Origin of the sequence: Agromyces kandeliae (assembly GCF_009674665.1) — a bacterium.
GTDB classification, from domain to species: domain Bacteria; phylum Actinomycetota; class Actinomycetes; order Actinomycetales; family Microbacteriaceae; genus Agromyces; species Agromyces kandeliae.
Window position 1 is genome coordinate 157,288 of the sequence record NZ_WKJD01000004.1, and the last position, 22,916, is coordinate 180,203.

A 22,916-nucleotide genomic window follows, 5' to 3' on the forward strand; every position below is an offset into this window, starting at 1 on the left:
GAAGAGGTAGACGGATATGGCATCCGCATCCACGAACCGCCGGCGCGGCCTCGCGCTCGCCGCGGGCTTCTCCGCTGCAGCCCTCGCCCTCGCGGGCTGCTCCGCCGGCGGCGGCGACGAGGACTCGTCAGGTGGCGGCACGCTCACCATCGGCACGACCGAGCAGATCACCGCGCTCGACCCGGCCGGCTCGTACGACAACGGCTCCTTCGCCGTCATGAACCAGGTCTACCCGTTCCTGATGAACACGCCGTACGGCAGCCCCGACGTCGAGCCCGACATCGCCGAGTCGGCGGAGTTCACCTCGGAGAACGAGTACACGGTCACCCTCAAGGAGGGCCTGACCTTCGCCAACGGCAACGAGCTCACCTCGTCCGACGTGAAGTTCACGTTCGACCGCCAGCTCGCGATCGCCGACCCGAACGGCCCCTCGTCGCTGCTCTACAACCTCGAGAGCGTCGAGACGCCCGACGACCTGACCGTCGTCTTCACGCTGAAGTCGCCCAACGACCAGATCTTCCCGCTCATCCTCTCGAGCCCGGTCGGTCCGATCGTGGACGAGGACGTGTTCGCCGCCGACGCGCTGACGCCGGACGACGAGATCGTGGCGGGCGAGCCGTTCGCCGGCCAGTACACGATCACGAGCTACGACTTCAACAACCTCGTGGCGTACCAGGCCAACCCCGACTACGCGGGCATCCTCGGCGAGGCGAAGACCGAGACGGTGAACGTCAAGTACTACACCGACGCCTCGAACCTGAAGCTCGACGTCCAGGAGGGCAACATCGACGTCGCGAACCGCACGCTGAGCGCGACCGACATCGAGGACCTCCGCGGCAACGACAACGTCAAGGTCGTCGACGGCCCCGGCGGCGAGATCCGCTACCTGGTGTTCAACTTCAACACGATGCCGTTCGGCGCGACCACGGCCGAGGCCGACCCGGCCAAGGCCCTCGCGGTCCGCCAGGCGGTCGCCGACCTCATCGACCGCGAGGCCATCTCGGAGGACGTCTACAAGGGCACCTTCACGCCGCTGTACTCGTACGTGCCCGAGGGGCTCACCGGTGCCAACGAGGCGCTGAAGGACCAGTACGGCGACGGTGCGGGCCAGCCCGACGCCGACAAGGCCGCGCAGCGCCTCGAGGACGCCGGCATCGAGACGCCGCTCGACATCTCGATCCAGTACGTCGCCGAGCGCTACGGCCCGTCGTCGTCGGACGAGTACGCGATCATCAAGGACAACCTCGAGTCGAGCGGCCTGTTCACCGTGAACCTGCAGTCGACCGAGTGGGTCCAGTACTCCGACGACCGTGTCGCCGACCTGTATCCGGCCTACCAGCTCGGCTGGTTCCCGGACTACTCGGACGCCGACAACTACCTGTCGCCGTTCTTCCTCACGGAGAACTTCCTCGCCAACCACTACGAGAACCCCGAGGTCAACGACCTCATCCTCGAGCAGTCGGTGACCGGCGACGCCGACGCGCGCGCCGCGCTCATCGGCGAGATCCAGGACGCGGTGGCCGCCGACCTGTCGACCATCCCGTACATGCAGGGTGCGCAGATCGCGGTCGTGGGCGCCGACGTGCAGGGCGCCGAGGACACCCTCGACGCGTCGTTCAAGTTCCGCTACGCGGCGCTCTCGAAGGGCTGAGTCCCGGCTAGAGTCGTCGCAGCACGACGACGGGGGCGATCTGCTACCGCGGGTCGCCCCCGTCTCCCTGCATTCGTGAGGAACCCATGAGCACTGTTGACACCGCGCCCTCATCCGAGGCGCCGGCCGCGGCCAGACCCAGGCCCAAGGCCACAGGTGGAGGATTCGGGCGCTACCTGCTCGTCCGCTTCCTCCTGATCTTCCCGACCATCTTCATCCTGGTCACCGTCGTCTTCTTCCTGGCGCGCACCACGGGCGATCCGATCACCGCCGCGCAGGGCGGTCGCCTCGGGCCCGAGCAGCTCGCCGAGCTGCGAGCCGCCGCCGGCTACGACCGGCCGCTGATCGTCCAGTACCTCGAGTACCTCGCGCAACTCGCGACGGGCGACTTCGGCCGCACGATGACCACGAACCGGCCGGTCGTCGAGATCCTGACCACGTACGGCCCCGCCACCTTCGAGCTGGTGTTCTACTCGCTCATCGTCGCGTTCGCCGTCGGCGTCCCGCTCGGCCTGTACGCGGCCTACCACCGCGACAAGGCGCAGGACGCGATCGCCCGGGTCCTGGCGATCATCTGGTACGCCGTCCCGATCTTCTTCGCGGGCCTGCTGCTCAAGCTCGTCTTCGCGGTCTGGCTCAAGTGGCTGCCCGTCGCGGGTCGTGCCAGCGTCAGCGCCGAGCTGCAGATGCAGACCCTGCCCAACCGGACCGGGTTCTACACGATCGACGCCATCCAGACCGGCAACCCAGAGGTCCTCCTCGACGTGCTCTCGCACGCGGTGCTCCCCGCCGTCGCGCTGGGGCTGCTCACGGCGGGCATCTTCCTGCGCCTGGTGCGGACGAACGTCATCGGCACGCTCGCGACGGACTACGTCGACGCGGCGCGATCCCGCGGCGTCGCCGAGTCCCGCCTGCTCCGCAAGCACGCGTACCGCCCCGCGCTGATCCCGATCATCACCGTGATGGGCCTGCAGATCGCGTTGCTGCTGGCCGGCGCGGTCCTCACCGAGACCACGTTCGAGTGGAAGGGGCTGGGCTTCATCCTCGCCGAGTTCCTCGAGTCGCGGGACTTCGTCGCCGTGCAGGGCATCGTCGTGCTCCTGGCCGTGATCGTCGCGCTCACGAACTTCATCGTCGACGTCATCGCGGCGTTCATCGACCCGAGGGTGAGGTACTGACATGGCCGTCACCGCAACCGCGCGCCCGGGGCGCCGCTGGCGCGATCGCATCCCCGTCGTCCACCAGGTCAGGCAGAGCGTCGGGCTCCAGCGCGGCATGCTCGTCGCGGGCCTGCTCATGCTGCTCGTCTTCGTGCTCTGCGCGATCTTCGCGCCGCTGATCGCCCCGTACGGCTTCGCGCAGCGCGCAGACGCCGATGGCGGATTCGGCACGCAGCAGCCGCCCTCCGCCGCGCACCCGTTCGGAACCACGGTCGGCGGCTACGACGTGCTGTCGCGCGTCATCTGGGGCACGCAGACGGCGATCCTCGTGATCATCGTCGCCGTGCTCCTGGCGATCTTCATCGGCGTCGCGCTCGGCCTCTACGCCGGGTACTTCGGCGGATGGCTCGACCGCATCCTCGTCGTCGTGTTCGACGCGATCTACGCGTTCCCATCCCTCCTGCTCGCCATCGTGCTCTCGATCGTGATCTCGGGCGGGCAGTCGAACCTCTGGGGCGGCGTGCTGGCCGCGGCGGGATCGATCACGGTGGTCTTCATCCCGCAGTACTTCCGCGTGATCCGCGCGGAGACCGTGCGGATCAAGGCGGAGGCCTACGTCGAGTCGGCGAAGGTGCTCGGGGCGCCGAACCGTCGCATCGTGTTCCGGCACGTCTTCCGGAACGCCACGCGCACCCTCCCGCTCATCATCACGCTGAACTCGTCCGAGGCGATCCTGACGCTCGCCGCGCTCGGCTTCCTCGGCTTCGGCATCGAGCCGACCGCGGCGGCGGAGTGGGGCTACGACCTGAACAAGGCGCAGTCGGATGTCACGAGCGGCATCTGGTGGACCGCACTCTTCCCCGGTCTCGCCATCGTGTTCACGGTCCTCGCCATCACGCTCGTCGGCGAGAGCCTGAACGACCTCGCCGATCCGCGCCTGCGCGGACGACGCCGGGTCGCGCAGTCGGCGGGCGAGGTCGCCGAGACGTCGGTCGTGCCGGGCGGCACCCTCGACGCGGGTCCGGGAGGACTCACGGGTCTCGAGGACGGGGAGACGTTCGACGAACACGGGATCGAGGTCAAGCGATGAGCACAGTGGTCGACATCAGGAACCTCGGCGTCTCCTTCTCGACGGATGCGGGTGCGGTCAAGGCCGTCGACGACGTGAGCCTCTCGGTGGAGCGCGGCGAGGTGCTCGCCATCGTCGGCGAGTCGGGCTCGGGCAAGACCGTGACGGCGAAGACGATCCTCGGGCTGCTCCCGGAGACCGCGACGACGAGCGGCGCCGTCGTGCTCTCGAACCGAGCGGGCACGGGGGAGCAGGACGTCGTCTCGCTGAGCGGCGCCGCGCTCCGAGCCGTGCGCGGAACCGACGTCGCGATGGTCTTCCAGGAGCCGTCGACGGCGCTGAACCCGGTCTACACCGTGGGCTGGCAGATCATGGAGGGCTTGCGCGCGCATGGCGCGGTCTCGAAGGCCGACGCCCGGAAGAGGGCGATCGAGATCCTCGGTCGCGTCGGCATCCCCGACCCGGAGCACCGCGTCGACCATTACCCGCACCAGTTCTCGGGCGGTCAGAAGCAGCGCATCGTGATCGCCATGGCGCTCGTGCTCGAGCCGGGACTGATCGTCGCCGACGAGCCGACGACCGCGCTCGACGTCACGGTGCAGGCCGAGATCCTCGACCTGCTGCGCCGCGTGCGCGACGAGTTCGGCACGGCGATCGTGCTCATCACGCACAACATGGGCGTCGTCGCCGATCTCGCCGACCGCGTCGCGGTCATGTACCAGGGGAGGGTCGTCGAAGAGGCGCCGGCGCGCGAGCTCTTCGCCGACCCGCAGGCCGACTACACGAAGGCGCTGCTCGCGGCCGTGCCGTACGTCGGCCACGGCGTCGCCCGCGCGGCGGAGCGTGCCGCGGCGCGTCCGGCCGGGTGGGCGGAGCAGACGCCGGTCGTGGAGGCGCGGGGCCTCGAGATCGAGTACCCGGGCCGGTTCGGCCGCCCGGGCTTCCGCGCCGTCGACGGCGTCGACCTCGTGATCCGGCCCGGCGAGGTGCTCGGGCTCGTCGGCGAATCCGGGTCGGGCAAGACCACCATCGGCCGCGCGATCGCTGGCCTCACGAAGGTGACCGGCGGCTCGCTGCAGGTGCTCGGCCACGAGATGCTCGGCATCCGCGAACGTCGGTTCCGTCCGGCGCGCAGCCGGATCGGGTTCGTCTTCCAGGACCCGGCGTCGAGCTTCAATCCGCTGCTCACGATCGCCGAGTGCGTCGCCGAACCCCTCGTGATCCACGATCGTGCCGTCGACGCGCGCGACGCGCGCCCGCGGGTGGACGAGCTGCTCGAGGCCGTGCAGCTGCCGGCGTCCTACGGCGACCGGTACCCGCACGAGCTGTCGGGCGGCCAGCGGCAGCGCGCGAGCCTGGCGCGTGCGATCGCACTCGAACCCGAGCTGCTGATCGCCGACGAGCCGACCTCGGCGCTCGACGTGTCGGTGCAGGCCCGCGTGCTCGAGCTGTTCGCCGAGCTCCAGCGGGAGTTCGGATTCGCGTCGCTGTTCATCAGCCACGACCTCGCCGTCGTCGACCTGCTCGCCGATCGCATCGCGGTCCTCTACCGCGGGAAGCTGGTCGAGGAGGGGACCGGTGCCGAGGTCCTCGGCTCGCCGGCGGATCCGTACACCCAGCGCCTGCTCGCATCGCTTCCCGTCCCCGATCCGGTGGCGCAGGCCGATCGACGCGAGGAACTGCGACGGTTGCGGGAGGAGAGCGGACGATGAGTCGTGATGCGGCGCACGGCTACCCGGTGGTCGTCAGCGACCTGTCGGTCGAGTACCCGGCGCGCGGTCCGAGCGCTGCCCACGTCGCCCTTCGGGGCGTCAACCTGCGGGTGGCGCCCGGCGAGGTCGTGGGCCTCATCGGCTCTGCCGGCAGTGGTGCGTCGACGCTCGCGCGGGTGCTCTCGGGCGCGGCCTTCGAGCCGGTGCTCGCCGGTGGGGAGGTCCGTCCGGTGATCACCGGCGGAGACGCCATGGTCCTCGGCACCCCGCTCCGCGGCGTCTCCCGGCGACGACTGAACGCGCTCAGGTTCCACGTCGGCTACCTCGCACAGGACGCCGCGATGCGGCTGCCCGCCGATCGCACGGTCGCGGAGATCATCGGCGAGCCGATCCTGGAGCGCGACCACCGGTACAACCGGGCGGCGCTCGCGACGCGCGTCGCCACGATGCTCGACTCGGTGCGCCTGCCGCTCGGCATGCTCGAGAAGTTCCCGTTCGAGCTGAGCGGCGGGCAGCGCCAGCGCGTGGCGCTCGCACGTGCGCTCGTCCTCGGCCCGAAGCTGCTCATCGCCGACCAGCCGACGGCGGGGATCGACGTCACCGTGCGCGATGCGGTCGCGGGGCTGTTCACCGAGCTGCGCGCGGGCCAGGCCTTCTCCGCCATCGTGATCTCGCACGACCTGCCCGTGCTGCGCCGCGTCGCCGACCGCCTGGCAGTGCTCGACAAGGGCGAGCTCGTGGCCGACGGCACGATGGAGGAAGTCCTCGACGACCCGGTGCACCCGTACGTCAAGGCGCTCGCGGGCGCGATCGACGACGGGCACGCCGTGACCGACGACATCGGGCCCGACGGGCGTCGGTGAGCGCGACCGGCGGGGATCGTCCGCGGCATCGACCGGTCGCGGGTGCGCCCGGTGCGGCGGTGACCGGCCCGACGGCGCCGGAGGCCGGTCCGATCGCGATCCTGCCCGACGCCGATCCGGTGTTCGTCGACGCGGCGTCCGCCGCCGGGGGGCGCGTCGAACCGCTCTCGAGCGCGACGCGTGGCCTGGTGTGGACGAGTTCGGACGGTGGCGACCGCCTCGATTCGGTCCTCTCGGAGCACCCCGCGATCTCCTGGGTGCAGCTCCCGTGGGCCGGGGTCGATGCCTTCGCCGACCTGCTCCACCGCCACCGCGGCGATGGACGCGTGTGGACCAGTGCCAAGGGCGCGTTCGCGCAGCCCGTGGCGGAGCACGCGCTCGCACTCGCGCTCGCGGTGCTGCGCGAGCTCCCGCGCCGTGCGCGTGCCACCGCCTGGGAGGCGGACGAACGCGGCCGGACGCTGTACGGCGCAGAGGTCGTGATCGTCGGCGCGGGCGGCATCGCGGTCGAGCTCCTGCAGCTCCTCGCTCCGTTCCGGGTGCGCGCGACCGTGGTGCGACGAGCGGATGCCCCCGTGCCCGGCGCGGCACGGACCGTGACCACCGATCGCCTCGCCGAGGCGCTCGGCGCGGCCGAGGTGGTGTTCGTCGTCGCGGCCCTCACGCCGGCGACGCGCGGGCTGATCGGGGCCGGCGAACTCGCGGCGCTTCCGCCGGGTGCCGTGCTCGTCAACGTGGCGCGCGGGGGACTGGTCGACACCGACGCGCTCGTCGCGGCGCTCGGGTCGGGACGGCTCGGCGGTGCCGGGCTCGACGTCACCGACCCGGAACCGCTGCCGGCGGAGCATCCGCTCTGGACCGCCCCGAACTGCCTCGTCACGCCCCACGTCGCCGACACCGAGGCCATGACCGTGCCCTTGTTCGCGCGCCGGATCGGGGCGAACGTCGCCGCCTTCGTCGACGGCACGACGTTCGACGGACGCATCGATCTCGACGCCGGATACTGACGTCAGCTGAGCCCGGCTCGGATTGGGAGTCCGGCGCTCGCTTTGCTACAGTATCTCTGCGCCCAGCGTGATCCTCCATAGCTCAATTGGCAGAGCAATCGGCTGTTAACCGATAGGTTCTTGGTTCGAGTCCAAGTGGGGGAGCTTCCCCGGCCCGGACCGAATCGTCCGGGCCGTCGTCGTCTCCGGCCCGCTCGCGTGGCTGCTCCGGCGCACGATTTGCGCGGACCCGCCACGTGGGGGTCAACTGGGATCCGTGCCCGAATCCGACGTCGACGCCTCGATCCGCGGTGCGCGACGCGACGGCATCGCCGTCGGGCTCGCGACCGCCGCGTACGGGATCTCCTTCGGTGCGCTGTCGGTCGCGTCCGGGCTCGACGTCTGGCAGACGTGCTTCCTCAGCCTCGTGATGTTCACGGGCGGATCGCAGTTCGCCCTCGTCGGCGTGATCGGTGCGGGCGGCGTCGCGGCCGGGGGATCAGCGATCGCGGCCGCCGCGCTGCTCGGCGTGCGGAACGTCGTCTACGGGATGCGCATGCGACCGGTGGTCGGCGAGCACGGCCTCGCGCACCGGGTCGCCGCGGCGTGGCTGACGATCGACGAGTCGACGGCCGTCGCGCTCGCGCAGGCGACTGATCGCGCGGCGCGCGTCGGCTTCTGGGTCACGGGCATCGCGATCTTCCTCGGCTGGAACCTCACCACGCTCCTCGGCGCCCTCATCGGCGACGCGCTGGGCGACACCAGGGCGTACGGACTCGACGCCGCAGCCGCAGCCGCGTTCCTGGGCCTGCTCTGGCCCAGGCTCAAGCGAGTGCAGGCTGGCGCCACCGCCGTGCTCGCGGCCGTCGTGGCGACGGTGGCGACGCCGGTGCTCACGCCAGGCCTGCCGGTGCTCGTCGCGGCCGTCGTCGCTCTCGTGGTCGGCTGGCTCGACCTCTTCCGTCGTCGGGAGGCCGTCGGATGACCGTGTGGCACGTCATCCTCATCGCGACCGCGGCGACCCTGGCGCTGAAGCTCGCGGGCCACCTCGTCCCCGCCTCGTTCCTCGAGCGCGAGCGACCCGCGAGGATCGCCGACCTGCTCACCGTCGCGCTGCTGGCGGCGCTCATCGCGGTGCAGACCCTCGCGGTCGGCCGGACGCTCGTGGTCGACGCGCGGGTCCCGGCGCTCGTCGTCGCCGCCGCGCTCTACGCGGTACGCACGCCGTTCATCGTCGTCGTCGCCGTGGCCGCGGCCGTGGCGGCCGGCATCCGGCTCTTCGCGTGACGCGTCTGCGAGGCGCGGGCGAGCGGATGCCGCGGCTCACGCCTCGAGGTCGTCCACGCCCGGCGTCCAGCTCGAGCCCGGCCGGCCCCAGCCGCGCTTGCGCGTGATCTTCTGCACGATGCGCTGGTCGTGGTCGTCGAGGCGGTCCATGTAGAGCACGCCGTCGAGGTGGTCGTACTCGTGCTGGAAGATGCGCGCGAGCCATCCGTCTGCGACGATCTCGAACGGTTCGCCCTCGAGGTCGGTCGCACGCAGGATGGCACGTTCCGCACGTCGCAGGCCGAACCGCTCGCCGGGGAAGGACAGGCATCCCTCGGACTCGTCGTCCTCGTCGGGCATGCCGGGCACGGGCGGCGAGATCCACAGCTCGGGGTTGATGGCCACCCCGCGCCACTCGCGGTCGTCCTCGTCGGTCCACCCGAAGGTGAACAGTCGCAGCGGAACGCCGACCTGCGGACCCGCGAGACCGACGCCCGGCGCGGCATCCATCGTCTCGAACATGTCGCGAACGAGCGCGCGGATCTCGTCGTCGATGGACTCGACCGGCGAGGCCGGCGCATGGAGCACGGGGTCGCCCGTGATTCGGATCGGGAGCACGGCCATTCGCCAAGGATATCCGCGGGCGAGCCGGTAGGGTCGAGGGGTGGATCCGGACCTCAGCGAGCTCACCGAGCTGATCCCACTCGATCCGACGCAGTTCATCGGCATCCCGCTCGCGCTCGTCGGAGCGGTCTTCCTGTCGCTCGGGGCCCAGTTCCAGCACCGCGGCGTGGTCAAGGTCGAGGCGAACACGGCCGACACGCTCGGCAAGGGGCTGAACGGCAGGCAGCTCGCCCTGCTGCTCGCACGGCCGTCGTGGGTGCTCGGCACCCTCATGCTCGGGCTCGCGATCGTCTTCCAGCTCTCGAGCCTCTACTTCGCGCCGCTGATCGTGGTGCAGCCGCTCGGCGCGCTCGCGCTCGTGATCACGTCGATCCTGAACTCGCGCATCAACAAGGTGAGCCTCAACCGCAGGTCGATCACGGCGATCGTGATGTGCGTCGGCGGCGTGTTCGTGTTCGTCGGCGTCGCCGCGTTCACGGCCGTCGACAAGCCGGTCCAGGCGCGACAGCTCATCACCATCCTCATCGTCCTCATGGTGGTGCTCGCCGCTGCGGCGGTCACCTTCGCGCTCTTCCGCCGGCGCATCCGCGCGATCTTCTACGTGCTCATGGCCGGCGTGCTCTACGGCTTCGTGGCGACGCTCGCCAAGGTCGTGCTCTCGCGCGTCGACCAGGGCGAGTTCGACTGGCTGACGCTGCTCTGCGTGCTCGCCCTGCTCGCCGCGACCGGCCTCGGCGCGTACTTCGTGCAGAACGCCTACGCGAGCGGGCCGCCCGACCTCGTGATCGCGGGCCTGACGGTGGTCGACCCGATGGTGGCGGTGCTCATCGGCATCGTGGTGCTCGACGAGGCCTCGCAGGCGCCCCCGTGGGCGATCGGCGTGTTCGTGGTGACGGGCGCGATCGCGATCTGGGGCGTGTTCCTGCTCGCGAAGAACCATCCGCAGACACGGCTCTGACGACGACCGGACGCGAGGCTCCGATGCGCCCATCGTGCTCATGCGAGCAGGGGGCGATGCGTGAGATCGGCGCTGCGACGGCTGCTCTCGTAGACTAGGGTCGGATGAACCCAGCCCACGCTGCCCGTCCCGATCTCCCGAGGGGCCCGGCCCCGGTCACCCACCCCGTTCCACGAACAGCGAGGTACAGCACCACGTGTCCGACTCATCGAGCGTGTCCGCCGACCCCGGCTCGAAGCGCCCGCTCCGGATCCTGATCGGCGCCGACACCTTCGCGCCCGACGTGAACGGAGCCGCCCGCTTCGCCGAGCGGCTCGCCGCCGGGCTCGTCGAGCGCGGCCACGACGTGCACGTCGTCGCGCCCGCCGCGAGCCGCAAGCACGGCACGTGGAAGGAGGTCCACGAGGGCCAGGAGCTCACCGCGCACCGGCTGCTGAGCTGGCGCTGGTACCCGCACGACTGGCTCCGCTTCGCGCTTCCGTGGCGCATCAAGCAGAACAGCGCGCGGATCCTCGAGGAGGTGAAGCCCGACGTCGTGCACTTCCAGTCGCACATCGTCGTCGGCCGTGGGCTCTCGGTCGAGGCCGCGAAGCGCGGCATCCGCATCGTCGGCACCAACCACTTCATGCCCGAGAACATGCTCGAGTTCACGCTCATCCCGAAGGCGTGGCAGGACTGGGCCGTCGGGCTCGCCTGGAAGGCCGCGCGCCGCACGTTCGGCCGGGCCGAGTCGGTCACGACGCCGACGCGACGAGCAGCCGACTTCCTCGAGAAGTACACGGGCCTCCGCGGCGTGCACGCGATCTCCTGCGGCATCGACGCGCACAAGTACTCGCCCAACTGGGAGCCGCGGACCGAGAACCGCATCGTGTTCGTCGGTCGCGTGACCGGCGAGAAGCAGATCGACGTCCTGCTGCGCGCCGTGACGCTCCTTCCCGCCGAGCTCGACGTGAAGGTCGACATCGTCGGCGGCGGCGACCAGAAGCGCAACCTCGAGCACATGGCCGTCGAGCTCGGCATCGCCGACCGCGTCACGTTCACCGGCTACGTCACCGACGAGGAGCTCCGCCAGGCGTACCACCGGGCGTCCGTGCTCGCGATGCCCTCGATCGCCGAACTCCAGAGCATCGTGACGATGGAGGCGATGGCGTCCGCCCTGCCCGTCGTCGCCGCGAACGCGATGGCGCTGCCGCACCTGGTGCACGACGGCGAGAACGGATACCTGTTCGAGCCGGGCAGTGCCGAGGACCTCGCCGCCAAGCTCCGCGCCGTGCTCGAGGCGTCGCGCGACGACTACAACGCCATGAAGTCGCAGTCGCTCAAGCTCATCAAGGCGCACGACATCACGCGCACCCTCGACACGTTCGAGAGTCTGTATCGTGGTGAACGCGTGACCGATCCGGTCACCGAGTCGATCCCGGTCATCGTGCCGGAATGAGGTCGGTCGCGGGGCGGTAGCTCAGCCGGTTAGAGCAGTGGACTCATAATCCATCGGTCACGGGTTCAAGTCCCGTCCGCCCTACGGAGCCCTGATCGAGCGCCGTCTCCGGAGCTCGGGTCGGAGTGAGACGCGCGCTGCACGTGGTCGATCCGAGCGCCTTCCGGCGCGCGGATGCCGACCGCGCCTCGCTGGGGAGGGGCCGGAACGGGCCTCCGCTGCCGGCGCCGTGAGACGAGCAGTGCGCCGAGCCACATGAGGACCAGGGCGCCGACGATCCAGAATCCGACCGCGTTCAGGTCCACGCCCGCGGCCGACCGCCACTGGTCTCCGCCGAGGCCGAGTTCGTCGCCGAACAACGCGACGAGCTGGATGGTTCCGACGGCGACGGCGACGACCACGGAGATCGCGGTGATGGCCAGGTTGTAGCGGACCTTGCGTGCACCGTCCGCGAGCGCCCACCCGTACGCGTATCGCATCAGCACCCCATCGGCGGTGTCGAGGAGCGACATGCCTGCGGCAAAGAGCAGCGGCAGGGCCAGTAGCGAGTACCACGCGAGATGGGATGCGGTGCTGGTCGCGGCCAGGACGAGCAGGCCCACCTCTGTCGCGGTGTCGAATCCGAAGCCGAAGAGCACGCCGACTGGGTACATCTGCCAAGGCGCCCGGATCGCCGTGATCACGGGTGAGAGGAGCCGGGTCAGGGGACCGCGGGTCGCGCCCTCGGTCGGCATCCACCTCGTCGTCTCGCCGGAGCGCGCCTGCCGGTGCGTACGCCACGTCGATGCCAGCAGGACGACGTTGATCGCCGCGATGACGTAGAGGAACAGGCCCGACACGGTGGCTCCCACGATGCCGGTCACCCGATGCAGCGCGGAGTCGTCGTCGCGCAGCGAGCCGGCGAGCGCATCGACCCCGAGCGCGAGGAGCACCACGAGCGCCAGCACGACCGTGGAGTGGCCCAACGAGAACCAGAAGCCCACCGACACGGGCTTCCGGCCGTCGTCGAGCAGCTTCCGGGTGGTGTTGTCGATCGCCGCGATGTGGTCGGCGTCGAACGCATGCCGGAGGCCGAGCACGTAGGCGGTGACCCCCATTCCGACGCCGAGCGTCGTGCCGGCGACCGTCCCTCCCTCGCCACCGGCGAAGAGCAGGCCAAACCCCGCGAGGTGCAGGGCGAGGATCGTCACGAGCATCCCCGCGAGCGCGAGACCGGTCCGGTGGCGAAGCGGATGCCTCGACGCGACGGCGTCACCGTTCCGACCCGGCGGGATCCGAGGGCCCGCGATCGGTTCCGTGGTGAGACGGGTCATTCGATCGACCTCGCCTCGACCTCACGGGGCGGAGACCCCCCGCTCGCGGGTGCAGGCGCGACCACGCCTCCGAGCGACCTGGCTCCCGTAGACCACCTCGCCCAGACGTCGTCGAGGCGGGACTCGTGGGTCTGGTCGCCGAGATGCCGCGCCACCGCTCCGGGCTGGTCGAGCTGCATCGCGCCGGGCTCCGCCCCGGGCCGGAATCCGACCGCGACGACCGCATCGAGGACGCGTGCCGGGCCGAGCACGCCCGGCTCCGGCGCCGATCCGTCGACCTCGAGTGTCTCGAAGAGCACCGGGCCGTCGGCATCCGCGATCGAGACCTGCGAGGTGAGGGTCCCACCCGACTCACCCTGTCGTCCCAGCACGATGGTCTCGCGGATGACGGCCCTGGCGCCCGTGTCGAGCCCGAGTTCCGTGCGGCGCTCGACGCGCGCGCCCTCGGCGACGACCAGCGGGAGGGCGCGCCAGAGGAGCGTTCCGCCCGACCCGACCCGCGCATCCAGCGTCCACCGGGATGCCGCGCCCGTGGCGGGGTAGGCGACCGTGCCGCCGACGTCCTCGAGTTCGAGCGTGCTGTCGGGCCCGACGTCCACTTCGACGTGCACGACGTCGCCGCCCAGGAGAAGCATGCCGGCGGCGGAGACGGCGACATGGGCCGAGTTCGAGGTCCGGCTGACGAGTCGCGGCGCCAGCGAGCCGACGACCAGGTCGACGTGCGCCCGGGGATCACCGGCCCGTACCGCGATCCGGGTGGTCGTCATTTCCGAGCGGGCGAGTGGACGTGGACCTCGTCCGCCGACCTCGACTCGTGCTCGTGCTCGCTCGCCGCGTCGTGGGTGTGCACGAAGCCGCCCCCTGGGTGCTCCTCATCGGCGTGGAAGTGCGGTGCCATGGGACCCGGGTCCTGCGGCACGTGCGTACCGCGTCGGTGGCTCTCGAGGACGCCGAGCACCCAGGTTCGCAGCGCGGCGACGGACGCGGCATCCGTGCGCGACAGCGCGAGCACCGCGCGACCGTCGCGCGCCTCCGAGGCGTCGGCCACCATCTGCGGAACGTCGACGCCGACGTAGGGTGCCAGGTCGGTCTTGTTCACCACCAGCAGGTCGGCTCGGCCGATGCCCGGGCCGCCCTTGCGGGCGACGTCGCCGCCGCCGGCGACGTCGAGCACGAAGATCTGCGCATCGACGAGTGCCGGCGAGAACGTGGCCGTCAGGTTGTCGCCTCCGGACTCGATGAGCACGACGTCGAGGGGAGCGAAGTCGCGCTCGAGGTCCTCGGCGGCGAGCAGGTTCGCGGTGATGTCGTCGCGGATCGCGGTGTGCGGGCATGCGCCGGTCTCGACCGCGCGGATGCGCTCCGGCTCGAGCACTCCTGCCGAGCGGAGGAATCGTGCATCCTCGTCGGTGTAGATGTCATTGGTGATGACGCCGAGTCGGAGGTCGTCGGCCAGGGAACGGCACACGGTCGCGATGAGCGAGGACTTGCCGGTCCCCACGGGGCCGGCGACGCCGAGTCGAAGGGCGCGGTCGGCGGGGGTGATGTCAGGCACGGAAGAGCCTCCTGGTGGTCACGGCATGGGCTTCCGCCCACGCCTCGGCGTACGGCGCACTCGCCGCGGGGATCTGGTGGGTGGCGGTGATCGTCGAGACCGCGGCCACGTGCGGCTCGATCGACGAGCAGGCCTCGAGCACCATCGCGACCCCGTCCGCGGGATCGCCGGGTTCGAGCTTGAGCAGGGCCGCCACCGCGCAGGCCAAGTCGTCGTAGACGGTCAGGCGGACCAGGCTCTCGGCGTCCATCCCCGCGTGGGCGGCGATCGCACCGAGCACGAGCGGCCTCGGCGGGGAGTGGTCGAGACCGGCGAGCGAGGAGCGCACGTCGGGCCAGAACCGCCCGGCGAGGCGGAGCAGGCCGCGACCGAGGTCCTCGGAGGCATCCCGGATCGCACGGCTCGGCGTGCGTGCGGCCCAGGCCCGCTCGATCGGCGCGACCGGCAGGCAGTCGAGCGCCGAGTGCCGCGCGACCACCGCGGTGCCGGCATCCACCAGGCCCGTCGTCCTCGCCCTGGCGCGCAGGAACGCCGGCACGTCCGCGACCGGCATCCCCGCCAGGAGCGCCGGCTCCACCCCGGACGACTGCGCATGCCCGCCGCTGGGGAGGCGCGCATCCGCGAGGAGGAGCGTGATCGTCTGCGGTGCTGGCTGCATCAGAAGAGGTTGTACAGCTGGGCCAGGGGGAGCGACGCGGCGGGATCGGGCTCGACGTCGTCGCCGTCGATCGAGATCTCGAACGTGTCGGGACGGATGCGGATCGCGGGCAGCGCGTCGTTGTTCCGCATCTGCGCCTTGCCGATCCCGCGCGTGGGCTCGACCGCCGCGAGGCGTCGGCGCAGCCCCAGCTCGTCGGCGAGGCCGGCGTCGAGGGCAGCGGGCGAGACGTAGCTCACCGAGAGGTCGGCGCCGATCGCCTCGCCGAACGCCGGCCGTTGGAGCACCGGCTGCGGCGTGGGGATGGACGCGTTCGGATCGCCAAGGCTCGCCCAGGCGATGGTGCCGCCCTTGACCACGACGGCGGGCCGGACGCCGAAGAACTTCGGCTCCCAGATCGCCAGGTCCGCCATGCGGCCGACCTCGACCGAGCCGACGTCGTAGGCGATCCCATGCGCGACTGCCGGGTTGATCGTGTACTTCGCCACGTAGCGCTTGGCACGCTCGTTGTCGGCCGGCATCCCGCCGCCGAGCGGACCGCGACGATGCTTCATCACGTGCGCGACCTGCCAGGTCCGCGTGATCACCTCGCCGATGCGACCCATCGCCTGCGCGTCCGACGACGTGATCGAGAGCGCGCCGAGGTCGTGCAGGATGTCCTCCGCGGCGATCGTGGTGGCGCGGATCCGGGACTCCGCGAACGCGAGGTCCTCGGGCACGGCCGGATTGAGGTGGTGGCAGACCATGAGCATGTCGAGATGCTCGGCGACCGTGTTCACCGTGTGGGGGAGCGTGGGGTTCGTCGAGCCCGGGATGACGTTGGGGTGACTCGCCAGCGTGAGGATGTCGGGCGCGTGACCGCCGCCCGCCCCCTCGACGTGGAAGGCGTGGATGGACCGGCCGGCGATCGCGGCGATCGTCGACTCGACGAAGCCCGCCTCGTTCAGCGAGTCGGAGTGCAGCGCCACCTGCAGCCCCCACTCGTCGGCACCGCGGAGCGCCGCATCGATGGCGGCGGGGGTCGAGCCCCAGTCCTCGTGGACCTTGTACCCCGCTGCGCCCCCGATCGCCTGCTCGCGCAGCGCCTCGGCGGAGACCGTGTTGCCCTTGCCGAGCAGGAGCAGGTTCATCGGGACGGCGTCCAACGCCCGGTGCATCTGCCCGAGGTGCCAGGCGCCCGGCGTGACCGTCGTCGCCTTCGACCCCTCCGACGGACCGGTGCCGCCGCCGACGATGGTGGTGATGCCGGTGGCGAGGGCCTCGTGCAGCTGCGAGGGCGACAGGAGGTGGACGTGGGAGTCGATCGCGCCGGCCGTGACGATGCGGCCCTCGCCGGAGATGACGTCGGTCGACGGACCGATCGCCATGCCCTCCGAGATGCCGTCGCTGACATCCGGATTGCCCGCATGGCCGATGCCGACGATGCGTCCGTCGCGGATGCCGATGTCACCTCGCACGATGCCCCACCAGTCGAGGATGATCGCGTTCGTGATCACGGTGTCGAGGGCGCCCTCGGCCCGCGTGGTCACTCCCTGCGCCATGGACTCGCGGATCGACTTGCCGCCGCCGAAGATCGCCTCCTCGCCGCCGACGGTGAGATCCTGCTCGATCTCGATGTACAGGTCCGTGTCGCCGAGCCGCACCTGGTCGCCCGCCGTCGGCCCGTAGATCGCGGCGTAGCGCTCGCGACTAATCCTCACCATCGAGTGCCCCCTCGGCATCGGTCTTGATCTGGATCCCCGGGATCCGGCGCCGACCGCGGAACGCGACGGCATCGAGTTCGCGGGAGGCGCCGGGCTCGAACCGCTGCGACGTGCCTGACGGGATGTCGAGCCGGAAGCCGCGGGCGAGCGCGCGGTCGAACTCGAGCGCGGCGTTGGCGTCGGGAAGATGCAGGTGGGAGCCGATCTGCACCGGCCGGTCGCCGGTGTTGACGATGACGAGCCTGATGCGCTCGTCCGGACTCCGGTCGGCGTTGAGCTCGATCTCGCCCGGCCGGATTCGGTACGCGCCGGGACCGGCGTTCGCGGTGGAGGCCACGGGACTCCTTCAGTCGATGGGGTGGTGGAGGGTGACGAGCTTGCGCCCGTCGGGGAACGTCGCCTCGATCTGGACGTCGGTGATCATCTCGGGGACGCCCGCCATGACCTGCTCACGAGTGAGCACCCGTCGGCCGGCGTCCATCAGTTCGGCGACGCTCCGGCCCTCCCGCGCTCCCTCGATCACCCAGCAGGAGAGGAGGGCGACCGTCTCGGGATGGTTCAGCGCGATGCCGCGGTCGAGGCGATCACGCGCGATCATCCCCGCCACGGCGAGCATGAGCTTCTCGGTCTCAGCGGGTGTGAAATGCATGGCATCCCTTCGTTCCTCGCTCGTCGTGCCCTGTCGTCGGCGCCCTCGCGGCGACCGGGCGCGCGTGCGGGTTGTCCATAACGTAGACCAGCCCCGCCGGTTCCAGCACCGCGGGTCTCGGTTCGGAGGGGTCGCGGTCGCGGCCGAACGCCCGTCGTTCCTTGGACTTCGCAGGGCGACGGGCCGGTCCGTGCGGAAGGACTGTTTACAACGACGTCATGTTCGGGAAATCGCGATGGAACGCCGCGCCTCCATGGTGAGACCATCTCCAGCGCGCGACGGTGATCCGTCGCCATGAAGATCTGGGTCGATCGTCCGGGACGCCGGCGTCTGCTCGGGTAGCACCATGAACGCAGCGTGACAGCACCATGAGTAGCACCCGATGGCGGTCGTCCACTCGTCGATGTTCGGCGTCGTGCGTGCCCCGTCGGTTCCCTCGCACCCACAGTCATCGAATGGAGCCCCCATGCTCAACACCAGCAGACGGCGCGTGAAAACGCTCCTGGCCACCGGCGCGATCGCCGCGACCGCGGCACTCGTGCTCTCCGGTTGCGGGAGCCGCGCCGACGATGCGACCGCGGCAGCTGCAGGGAGCAGCTGCATCGACACCTCGGGCGACACCATCAAGCTCGGCTTCCTGAACTCGCTCACCGGCGGCATGGCGATCTCCGAGAAGACCGTCTCCAACGTGCTGCACATGGCCGCGGATGAGATCAACGCCGACGGCGGCATCCTCGGCAAGCAGATCGAGTACATCCAGGAGGACGGGGCCACCGACTGGCCGACCTTCGCCGAGAAGACCGAGAAGCTGCTCACCCAGGACTGCGTCGCCGCGATCTTCGGCGGCTGGACCTCGTCGTCCCGCAAGGCCGTGAAGCCGGTCGTCGAGGAGCTCAACGGGCTCTTCTTCTATCCGGTGCAGTACGAGGGACTCGAGGCATCCCCGAACATCTACTACACGGGCGCCACGACCAACCAGCAGATCATCCCGGCGATGGACTTCCTCGCCGCCGAGGGGGTGAAGACGCTGTTCCTGGCCGGGTCCGATTACGTGTTCCCCCGGACCGCGAACGCGATCATCAAGCTCTACGCGGCCGAGCTCGGCATCGAGATCGTCGGAGAGGAGTACGTGCCCCTCGACAAGGACGACTGGACCACCCAGGTGGCGAAGATCGCCGCGGCGAAGCCGGACTTCGTCTTCAACACGATCAACGGCTCGTCGAACGTCGGCTTCATCAAGGCCTACTACGACGCGGGTCTCACCCCAGAGACCACTCCGATCATCTCGGTCTCGATCGCCGAGGAGGAGGCGCCGGCCATGGGGCACGAGGTCACGGGCAACTACGCCTCGTGGAACTACTTCCAGTCGCTCGACACCCCCGACAACCCGAAGTTCATCGAGGACTGGAAGGCCTACCCCGGCAGCAGCGGCGTGACGTCCGACCCGATGGAAGCCGCATACATCTCGCTGTACCTCTACAAGGCCCTCGTGGAGAAGGCCGGCTCGTTCGAGGTCGACGCGGTCAACGCCGCCGCTGCGGAGGGCGGCATCACCTTCGACGCGCCGGAGGGGACCGTGACCCTGAACGGCGACAACCACCACATCTCGAAGCCGGGTCACATCGGCAGGATCAACGCGGACAACCAGTTCGACATCGTCTGGGAGTCGGACGGGTTCATCGAGCCCGACCCGTTCCTCGACGGCTACGACTGGTTCCCCGCCGACGTCCGCGACGCGCTGGTGGCTTCCGCGGGCTGATCGTCCCGACTCCCCGCGGGGTTCCGTGCCGCGAACGGCACGGAACCCCGCGCACTCCGATCAGCATCTCCGTCGCTCACCCCACACAGGAAGTTGCCGTACGTGGACGAACTCCTCCCGCCACTGCTCAACGGGACGGCTCTCGGCGCATTGCTGCTGCTGGCAGCGCTCGGCCTCACCCTCACCTTCGGCCAGATGGGGGTGATCAACATGGCGCACGGCGAGTTCATCATGGCCGGCGCCTTCGTCGCCTACGTGACGCAGCAGGTCATCCCCTCCAGCGACCTCTCGATCCCGCTGGCACTGCCGCTCGCGTTCGTCGTCGCGGGGTTCCTCGGGCTCCTGCTCGAGGTCACCATCATCCAGTGGATGTATCGCAGGCCCCTCGACACGCTCCTGGCCACGGTCGGCGTGGCCCTGATCCTCCAGCAGGCCGCGCTGCAGATCTTCCCCGCACAGGGCGTCCCCGTGGAGAAGCCGTCGTGGCTGGACGGGCAGATCGACGTCCTCGGCTACGAGTGGCCGCTCCGCCAGGTCTTCACCATCGTCCTCGCCGCGGCCTGCGTGGCCGCGTTGGCCGCCTGGCTCAAGTACTCGTCCTTCGGTCGACGGATCCGCGCGACCGTCCAGAACCGGGACCTCGCGGAGACCAGCGGCGTCGCCACCCGCTCCGTGGACCGGATCACCTTCTTCGTCGGCTCCGGCCTGGCCGGGGTCGCCGGCGTGGCCGCATCGCTGATCGGGGGCACGAACTCCCAGATGGGCGTGCAGTACATCATCCCGGCGTTCCTCGTCGTCGTCGCCGGCGGCATCGGCCAGATCGCGGGCACGGTCATCGCCGCGCTCGCGGTCGGCATCGCGATGACGTTCTTCGCCTACTGGACGAGCGGGAGCCTGGCGCAGGTGCTCGCATTCGTCCTCGTGGTGATCTTCCTGCAGATCCGCCCGCAAGGCCTGTTCACCGTCCGCACCAGGGGGTTGGCATGACGAAGTTCACGACGAGGCTCCCGCTCATCGGCATCGGCGTGTTCGCCGTGCTGCTGCTGGTCGTCGCTCCCGCCGTGCTCTCCGAGCACTGGATCAGCAACCTCGGGAAATACTGCTGCCTCGCGATCGCGGCCGTCGGGATCGGCCTGGCGTGGGGTCGAGGCGGGATGCTGGTCATGGGCCAGGGGGTGTTCTTCGGACTCGGCGCCTATGCGATGGCCATGCACCTCACGCTGGAGACCGCGGGACCCGGCGCGCTTCCCGGGTTCATGATCCTGTACGACCCGCTCGCTCCGCTCCCGGCGTTCTGGGAGCCCTTCCGGAGCGAGGTCTTCACGCTGGTGGCCATCGTGCTGCTCCCCGTGATCGTCTCCGCGATCCTCGGGTACGCGCTCTTCAAGCGCCGGGTGAAGGGAGCGTACTTCGCGATTCTGACGCAGGCCCTCGCCGTGGCGCTCGCCGTCCTGATCAGCTCGACGATCCGCGAGACCGGGGGCGACACCGGACTCAGCAACTTCAAGTACTTCTTCGGCTACGTGCTGAACGACGAGGCGAACAAGCTCATGGTCTACCTGATCGCCGCGGCGCTGCTCGTCGTCTGCCTCCTCGCAGTCTGGCAGTTCAACCGCAGCCGGTTCGGCGAGTTGCTCGTCGCCACGCGGGACGCCGAGGAGCGCGTCAGGTTCCTCGGGTACGACCCGGCCAACATCAAGCTCTTCGCCTTCGTGGTCGCCGCCGTGATGGCCAGCATCGGCGGCGCGATGTTCGTGCCGATCGTCGGCATCATCACGCCGCAGGAGATCGGCGCCTCCGCCTCGATCCTCATGATCGCGGGTGTGGCGCTGGGCGGACGAGCCTCGCTCTTCGGCCCGGCACTGGGGGCCATGGCGATCGGATGGGGTCAGTCGAGCCTCGGCTCCAGCTGGCCCGAGGGGTGGATCTACATCCTCGGCCTGATCTTCATCTTCGTCATCCTCTTCCTTCCCATGGGGTTGTCCTCGTTGTTCGACCGCGCGAAGGGCCTGATCCGGCGCTCGAGCGACGAGCCCGGTCCCGCGACACCCGAACTCCGGGAGGTGGTGAAGTGAGCGTTCCCGACGCCTCGCTCGTCGTGAGCGACCTGCACGTGCAGTTCGGCGCGTTCGTGGCGGTCCACGACGTCTCGTTCGATGCGCATCCCGGCGAGGTCCGGTTCCTCATCGGCCCGAACGGCGCCGGGAAGACGACGTGCATCGACGCCATCACCGGGCTCTCGAAGGGCACCGGAACGGCGAGGTTCGGCGACAAGGAACTGCTCGGCTCGCCCGCCCAGAAGATCGTGCGGCTCGGCGTCGGTCGCACGTTCCAGACCGCCAGCGTGTTCGCGCAGCTCTCGGTGCTGCAGAACCTCGACATCGCGGCCGGCCTGCGGCGTTCCCCAGTGTCGCTGCTGCGTGCACGGCGCGGCGTCGACGCCTCCGTGGAGCGGGCCCTGGAGGAGACCGGACTGGGCACCGTGCGCGACCTGCCGGCGGGCATGCTCTCGCACGGCCAGAAGCAGTGGCTGGAGATCGGGATGCTGCTGGTACAGGACGCGAAGGTGCTGCTGCTCGACGAGCCCGTCGCGGGGATGAGCCAGGACGAGCGCACCGCCACCGGGGAACTGCTCGGGCGGGTCGCCGCGAATCGCGTCGTGGTCGTCGTCGAGCACGACATGGACTTCATGCGGAGCTTCGCGACCAGGGTGACCGTGCTGCACCAGGGACGCGTGCTGAGCGAGGGATCGGTCGCTGAGATCCAGGCCGATCCCCGCGTGCAGGAGGTGTACCTCGGCACCGCGGGGGCACTCAGCGGTGCACTGGCACCCGGAGCAGAGGAGGTGGACTGATGCTCGAGATCGTCGACATCGACGCCGGCTACGGCGGCACGAAGGTGTTGCACGGGGTCTCCATCCCCGGCTCCGCGAACATCGTCGCCGTGCTCGGCCACAACGGCGCAGGCAAGACCACGTTGCTGCGCGCCACGATCGGTCTCATCCGACCCACCCGCGGCACGGTGCGCTTCGACGGCGAGGACGTCACGCACCTCGCACCCAACCGCCGTGTGCAACGCGGCATGGCCTACGTGGCGCAGGGGCAGCAGTCGTTCGAGCAGCTGACCACGCTGGAGAACCTCCAACTCGTCGCCGACGGCAGGCGCAACGGCCGGGCGAAGATCGCCGAGATGCTCGAGCGGTTCCCGGCACTCGCGGAGTTCGCGACGCGGAAGGCCGGACTGCTCTCCGGCGGCCAGCGACAGCAGCTGGCCATCGCCCGGGCGCTGATCACCGAGCCGAAGCTCCTCATCCTGGACGAACCGACGGAGGGCATCCAGCCGACCATCGTCGCCGAGATCGAGCAGACGATCATCGGGCTCGCCGAGGGCGGACTCAGCGTGCTGCTGGTCGAGCAGCACATCGGCTTCGCGCTGGAGGCGGCGGAGCACTACGTGGTGCTGGCGTCGGGACGGGTCGCGCAGGAGGGGACCGGCGGCACGGCCGCGATGGGCTCGGTGCGTGCGGCGATGGCGATCTGACCTGTCGCCGGA

Annotated in this window: 23 protein-coding genes and 2 tRNA genes; 17 read left to right on the forward strand and 8 right to left on the reverse strand. The window is 70.3% G+C overall.

The annotated features are described in order from the left end of the window. Nucleotides 1–16: 16 nt before the first annotated feature. The 9 genes from GJR97_RS01900 (at nt 17) to GJR97_RS01940 (ending at nt 8,728) form a co-directional block, all read left to right on the forward strand. The gene (locus GJR97_RS01900; protein WP_154344830.1) at nt 17–1,651 is read left to right on the forward strand and encodes an ABC transporter substrate-binding protein; all 1,635 of its coding nucleotides are present in this window, start codon (nt 17–19) and stop codon (nt 1,649–1,651) included. A gap of 86 nt (nt 1,652–1,737) precedes the next feature. Beyond that, on the forward strand, nt 1,738–2,829 hold the full coding sequence (locus GJR97_RS01905) for an ABC transporter permease (protein WP_154344831.1): 1,092 nt from the start codon (nt 1,738–1,740) through the stop codon (nt 2,827–2,829). A gap of 1 nt (nt 2,830) precedes the next feature. After that, a complete protein-coding gene (locus GJR97_RS01910; RefSeq protein WP_154344832.1) occupies nt 2,831–3,901 on the forward strand; it encodes an ABC transporter permease in 1,071 nt (356 codons plus the stop codon). Next, the gene (locus tag GJR97_RS01915; protein ID WP_154344833.1) at nt 3,898–5,592 is read left to right on the forward strand and encodes an ABC transporter ATP-binding protein; all 1,695 of its coding nucleotides are present in this window, start codon (nt 3,898–3,900) and stop codon (nt 5,590–5,592) included. Before GJR97_RS01910 ends, GJR97_RS01915 begins: the two co-directional genes overlap by 4 nt. Next, nucleotides 5,589–6,455, forward strand: a complete 867-nt coding sequence (locus GJR97_RS01920) for an ATP-binding cassette domain-containing protein (RefSeq protein WP_229275905.1) — start codon at nt 5,589–5,591, stop codon at nt 6,453–6,455. The genes GJR97_RS01915 and GJR97_RS01920 overlap by 4 nt, the downstream gene beginning before the upstream one ends. Before the next feature lie 59 nt (nt 6,456–6,514). Continuing rightward, nucleotides 6,515–7,462 (forward strand): NAD(P)-dependent oxidoreductase, encoded by a 948-nt coding sequence (locus GJR97_RS01925; RefSeq protein ID WP_324613017.1) that lies wholly within the window; start codon nt 6,515–6,517, stop codon nt 7,460–7,462. Nucleotides 7,463–7,533: 71 nt separating this feature from the next. Further along, nucleotides 7,534–7,606 (forward strand) — tRNA-Asn (locus tag GJR97_RS01930). A 112-nt stretch (nt 7,607–7,718) separates the two neighbouring features. After that, nucleotides 7,719–8,426 (forward strand): AzlC family ABC transporter permease, encoded by a 708-nt coding sequence (locus tag GJR97_RS01935; RefSeq protein WP_324613018.1) that lies wholly within the window; start codon nt 7,719–7,721, stop codon nt 8,424–8,426. After that, nucleotides 8,423–8,728: an AzlD domain-containing protein gene (locus GJR97_RS01940; protein ID WP_154344835.1), complete on the forward strand. Its 306-nt coding sequence runs from the start codon at nt 8,423–8,425 to the stop codon at nt 8,726–8,728. Before GJR97_RS01935 ends, GJR97_RS01940 begins: the two co-directional genes overlap by 4 nt. A 36-nt stretch (nt 8,729–8,764) precedes the next feature. Here the strand turns inward: GJR97_RS01940 and def are convergent, their stop codons facing one another. Continuing rightward, nucleotides 8,765–9,331, reverse strand: coding sequence for a peptide deformylase (gene def / locus GJR97_RS01945; protein WP_154344836.1), 567 nt, complete (start codon nt 9,329–9,331; stop codon nt 8,765–8,767). Nucleotides 9,332–9,371: 40 nt separating this feature from the next. On the opposite strand from def, the gene GJR97_RS01950 reads away from it, so the two are divergent. The 3 genes from GJR97_RS01950 (at nt 9,372) to GJR97_RS01960 (ending at nt 11,811) form a co-directional block, all read left to right on the forward strand. Continuing rightward, on the forward strand, nt 9,372–10,289 hold the full coding sequence (locus tag GJR97_RS01950) for a DMT family transporter (RefSeq protein WP_324613019.1): 918 nt from the start codon (nt 9,372–9,374) through the stop codon (nt 10,287–10,289). 196 nt (nt 10,290–10,485) lie between these two features. Next, entirely contained in the window at nt 10,486–11,727 is a 1,242-nt protein-coding gene (locus GJR97_RS01955) for a glycosyltransferase (protein ID WP_324613020.1), read from the forward strand. Between the two features lie 10 nt (nt 11,728–11,737). Continuing rightward, a tRNA-Ile gene (locus GJR97_RS01960) sits at nt 11,738–11,811 on the forward strand. On the opposite strand, the gene GJR97_RS01965 is transcribed toward GJR97_RS01960, so the two are convergent. The 7 genes from GJR97_RS01965 to GJR97_RS01995 are packed head-to-tail and all read right to left on the reverse strand — an operon-like array spanning nt 11,793 to nt 17,605. Further along, on the reverse strand, nt 11,793–13,040 hold the full coding sequence (locus tag GJR97_RS01965) for a HoxN/HupN/NixA family nickel/cobalt transporter (protein ID WP_229275906.1): 1,248 nt from the start codon (nt 13,038–13,040) through the stop codon (nt 11,793–11,795). The two genes, GJR97_RS01960 and GJR97_RS01965, sit on opposite strands and share 19 nt — an antisense overlap. Then, complete coding sequence (locus tag GJR97_RS01970) at nt 13,037–13,807, reverse strand: urease accessory protein UreD (protein ID WP_154344837.1); 771 nt, start codon at nt 13,805–13,807, stop codon at nt 13,037–13,039. The genes GJR97_RS01965 and GJR97_RS01970 overlap by 4 nt, the downstream gene beginning before the upstream one ends. Next, entirely contained in the window at nt 13,804–14,595 is a 792-nt protein-coding gene (ureG, locus tag GJR97_RS01975; protein ID WP_324613021.1) for an urease accessory protein UreG, read from the reverse strand. Before ureG ends, GJR97_RS01970 begins: the two co-directional genes overlap by 4 nt. After that, nucleotides 14,588–15,253 (reverse strand): urease accessory protein UreF, encoded by a 666-nt coding sequence (locus GJR97_RS01980; protein WP_154344838.1) that lies wholly within the window; start codon nt 15,251–15,253, stop codon nt 14,588–14,590. The genes ureG and GJR97_RS01980 overlap by 8 nt, the downstream gene beginning before the upstream one ends. Beyond that, nucleotides 15,253–16,956 carry an urease subunit alpha gene (locus GJR97_RS01985; RefSeq protein WP_154344839.1) on the reverse strand — a complete coding sequence of 568 codons (1,704 nt, stop codon included), beginning with the start codon at nt 16,954–16,956 and terminating at the stop codon, nt 15,253–15,255. Before GJR97_RS01985 ends, GJR97_RS01980 begins: the two co-directional genes overlap by 1 nt. Further along, nucleotides 16,943–17,293 (reverse strand): urease subunit beta, encoded by a 351-nt coding sequence (ureB, locus tag GJR97_RS01990; protein ID WP_324613022.1) that lies wholly within the window; start codon nt 17,291–17,293, stop codon nt 16,943–16,945. Before ureB ends, GJR97_RS01985 begins: the two co-directional genes overlap by 14 nt. Nucleotides 17,294–17,302: 9 nt before the next feature. Beyond that, nucleotides 17,303–17,605, reverse strand: a complete 303-nt coding sequence (locus tag GJR97_RS01995; protein ID WP_154344840.1) for an urease subunit gamma — start codon at nt 17,603–17,605, stop codon at nt 17,303–17,305. Between the two features lie 490 nt (nt 17,606–18,095). Between GJR97_RS01995 and urtA the strand changes: the two genes are divergently transcribed. The 5 genes from urtA (at nt 18,096) to GJR97_RS02020 (ending at nt 22,904) form a co-directional block, all read left to right on the forward strand. Next, complete coding sequence (gene urtA, locus GJR97_RS02000; protein WP_324613023.1) at nt 18,096–19,364, forward strand: urea ABC transporter substrate-binding protein; 1,269 nt, start codon at nt 18,096–18,098, stop codon at nt 19,362–19,364. Between the two features lie 102 nt (nt 19,365–19,466). After that, the gene (gene urtB, locus GJR97_RS02005; protein WP_324613024.1) at nt 19,467–20,351 is read left to right on the forward strand and encodes an urea ABC transporter permease subunit UrtB; all 885 of its coding nucleotides are present in this window, start codon (nt 19,467–19,469) and stop codon (nt 20,349–20,351) included. Continuing rightward, the gene (urtC, locus tag GJR97_RS02010) at nt 20,348–21,439 is read left to right on the forward strand and encodes an urea ABC transporter permease subunit UrtC (RefSeq protein ID WP_154344843.1); all 1,092 of its coding nucleotides are present in this window, start codon (nt 20,348–20,350) and stop codon (nt 21,437–21,439) included. The genes urtB and urtC overlap by 4 nt, the downstream gene beginning before the upstream one ends. Next, the gene (gene urtD / locus GJR97_RS02015; protein ID WP_324613025.1) at nt 21,436–22,218 is read left to right on the forward strand and encodes an urea ABC transporter ATP-binding protein UrtD; all 783 of its coding nucleotides are present in this window, start codon (nt 21,436–21,438) and stop codon (nt 22,216–22,218) included. The genes urtC and urtD overlap by 4 nt, the downstream gene beginning before the upstream one ends. Further along, nucleotides 22,218–22,904: an ATP-binding cassette domain-containing protein gene (locus GJR97_RS02020; protein ID WP_154344844.1), complete on the forward strand. Its 687-nt coding sequence runs from the start codon at nt 22,218–22,220 to the stop codon at nt 22,902–22,904. The genes urtD and GJR97_RS02020 overlap by 1 nt, the downstream gene beginning before the upstream one ends. Nucleotides 22,905–22,916 lie beyond the last annotated feature (12 nt).

Coding starts and splice junctions, on each gene's coding strand:
- GJR97_RS01940 (WP_154344835.1), top strand. CDS start 8,423: ATGACCGTGTGGCACGTCATCCTCATCGCGACCGCGGCGACCCTGGCG.
- urtC (WP_154344843.1), top strand. CDS start 20,348: ATGACGAAGTTCACGACGAGGCTCCCGCTCATCGGCATCGGCGTGTTC.
- GJR97_RS01905 (WP_154344831.1), top strand. CDS start 1,738: ATGAGCACTGTTGACACCGCGCCCTCATCCGAGGCGCCGGCCGCGGCC.
- GJR97_RS01995 (WP_154344840.1), bottom strand. CDS start 17,605: ATGCATTTCACACCCGCTGAGACCGAGAAGCTCATGCTCGCCGTGGCG.
- GJR97_RS02020 (WP_154344844.1), top strand. CDS start 22,218: ATGCTCGAGATCGTCGACATCGACGCCGGCTACGGCGGCACGAAGGTG.
- GJR97_RS01900 (WP_154344830.1), top strand. CDS start 17: ATGGCATCCGCATCCACGAACCGCCGGCGCGGCCTCGCGCTCGCCGCG.
- GJR97_RS01980 (WP_154344838.1), bottom strand. CDS start 15,253: ATGCAGCCAGCACCGCAGACGATCACGCTCCTCCTCGCGGATGCGCGC.
- def (WP_154344836.1), bottom strand. CDS start 9,331: ATGGCCGTGCTCCCGATCCGAATCACGGGCGACCCCGTGCTCCATGCG.
- GJR97_RS01965 (WP_229275906.1), bottom strand. CDS start 13,040: ATGACCCGTCTCACCACGGAACCGATCGCGGGCCCTCGGATCCCGCCG.
- GJR97_RS01970 (WP_154344837.1), bottom strand. CDS start 13,807: ATGACGACCACCCGGATCGCGGTACGGGCCGGTGATCCCCGGGCGCAC.
- GJR97_RS01920 (WP_229275905.1), top strand. CDS start 5,589: ATGAGTCGTGATGCGGCGCACGGCTACCCGGTGGTCGTCAGCGACCTG.
- GJR97_RS01915 (WP_154344833.1), top strand. CDS start 3,898: ATGAGCACAGTGGTCGACATCAGGAACCTCGGCGTCTCCTTCTCGACG.
- GJR97_RS01985 (WP_154344839.1), bottom strand. CDS start 16,956: ATGGTGAGGATTAGTCGCGAGCGCTACGCCGCGATCTACGGGCCGACG.
- GJR97_RS01910 (WP_154344832.1), top strand. CDS start 2,831: ATGGCCGTCACCGCAACCGCGCGCCCGGGGCGCCGCTGGCGCGATCGC.